Origin of the sequence: Streptomyces otsuchiensis (genome assembly GCF_004305975.1) — a bacterium.
Lineage (GTDB): Bacteria > Actinomycetota > Actinomycetes > Streptomycetales > Streptomycetaceae > Streptomyces > Streptomyces otsuchiensis.
On sequence record NZ_BHZI01000160.1, the window covers coordinates 12,143 to 13,853 of the forward strand.

The 1,711-nt window shown below is 68.5% G+C and carries 2 protein-coding genes and 2 pseudogenes; 2 read left to right on the forward strand and 2 right to left on the reverse strand.

Translation table 11 applies throughout. The annotated features are described in order from the left end of the window. Positions 1–134, reverse strand: a pseudogene (locus E0D90_RS27895) (DUF397 domain-containing protein); the annotation flags it as partial. Next, positions 131–958 carry a helix-turn-helix domain-containing protein gene (locus E0D90_RS16330; RefSeq protein WP_130799014.1) on the reverse strand — a complete coding sequence of 276 codons (828 nt, stop codon included), beginning with the start codon at positions 956–958 and terminating at the stop codon, positions 131–133. The pseudogene E0D90_RS27895 and the gene E0D90_RS16330, both read right to left, overlap by 4 nt. A 341-nt stretch (positions 959–1,299) precedes the next feature. Between E0D90_RS16330 and E0D90_RS16335 the strand changes: the two genes are divergently transcribed. Both E0D90_RS16335 and E0D90_RS16340 read left to right on the forward strand, forming a co-directional pair. Then, complete coding sequence (locus E0D90_RS16335) at positions 1,300–1,518, forward strand: DUF7848 domain-containing protein (RefSeq protein WP_130799016.1); 219 nt, start codon at positions 1,300–1,302, stop codon at positions 1,516–1,518. An 8-nt stretch (positions 1,519–1,526) separates the two neighbouring features. Then, a pseudogene (locus E0D90_RS16340) lies at positions 1,527–1,711 on the forward strand (hypothetical protein); the annotation flags it as partial.

Here is a 1,711-nt window from a genome sequence, read left to right on the forward strand (position 1 = left end):
GGGCCGGACGGAACCTTCGAATCACGCACCGGCACCACACCATCCACGGCGACGAGATTCGCCGCCACCTCCACACAGGCGCCACCGTTGTTGCTGTAGGAGGACGTGAACCACACAGGGGTTTCGGTCGTCACGGGATGCCCTTTCGTACCTGCTCGATCATGGCCACGGACTCGGCCTGGCTGAGCGCCTCGGCCTGTAGCTGATGGTAGACCTTCATCGAGTGGGCCACAGCAGTGCTCTCCCGGTCCATATGGCCCTGAAACTGCGACTCGGCGTAGAGCACCAGCGCGCGGTCGGCCAGCGTCAGCAGGTAGAGCGGGAGATCGAAGGGGCGGCGCTCCCCCATCGCGAACGGCGCGATCTGCAGCACCGTGTTGGGCAGTTCCGCGAACTCCAGCAGGCTGCGGAGCTGGGCGTCCATGACCTCCGGGCCGCCGACCCTCCTCCGGATGCAGCTCTCGTCCATCACGGCCATCACCGTCGGCGGCCGGGACCGCGTCAGCGCGGCCTGCCGCTCGGCCAGGAAGTCGACTCGCTCCTCGCCCTGTTCGGCGGTGATGTCGCCTCGCCGCACCGCGCTGTCGGCCAGCACCCGCGCGTAGGCCGGTGTCTGCAGCAGACCGGGCACGATCCCGATCTCGTACAGACGCAGCTCCACCGCCCGGCCCTCGTAGCCGACGTACTGCGGGAAGCCTTCCAGCAGCGAACCCTGCTTCAGCTCGCGCCACTTCCCCTCGAACAGACCGTCCGTGGCCAGAGCTCGGTCCGCGTTTCGCGAGAACCGCAAAGTCGGCATCTTGCGACCAGTTTCCACGGACGAGATATGCGTGGCCGAGTACTCCATATTCCCGGCCAGTTCCTCCTGCTTCCAGCCGCGATCTTCCCGAATGCTGCGGAGCAGAGCCCCGTACGCCGCCTGCGGAGAGCTCTCCGGATCCAGTTCCTTGCGATTCACGAGGCTGACACCAACCTTTCCCGCCCCTATGCCAGGTTGAGCTGCTTCAAACCCTAGGCCAATCTGGTGGTGCTTGGTAGTGGAACCACTACGGAGAGGAATGGCCATGGCTGTCGAATGTGTGACAAATGGCAGGCAGGAGCCCTCGCGAGCGCCGCTTACGAGTAGTTGCGCGCCCACCGTCGCGCGCCCCCTCCCCCGGGGCGGCGCACGGTGAGCGGCGGGCCGGCCGGGGAACCGGCTCCGAGCGCCGAGGCCCCGGAGCCGCCCCCCGACGAACTACTGCTCAGAAGCGCTGCCTTGGCACGCGCCATCGATGACCACCTGGAGGTGCTGAGGAAGTGCCGGACAACGCATACCGGTTCGCGAGATTCCAGCTCCGGCGCACCCGAGGGCCGCTGATCTTCCGCGCCCAGTGCGAGGTGTGCGAGGAGCTGGGGCCACAGGCCGCGACCGGGGACGCCGCCATGATGTGGGTCGTCCTCCACCGCTGGGACCACCCCGACCACGAACTGTTCCGCGAACTCAGCTCAACGCCCTACCGCGTGGCCCCCCGGTGAACCCGCCGGTGAACCCGCGGCCACAGGCCGACGGTTACTGGTGCGAGACCGTGGTGCGCAGCCCCGACGCCGGAGGCGAGTGGTACCTCGGCGGTCACTGGGCCGACACCCCGGAGTCGGCCCTGGAATGGCTGCGCGGCCAGGCCCTGCGCCTCGCCGCCGCCCTCGACCCGCTCCCCGGCGGCGACACCCT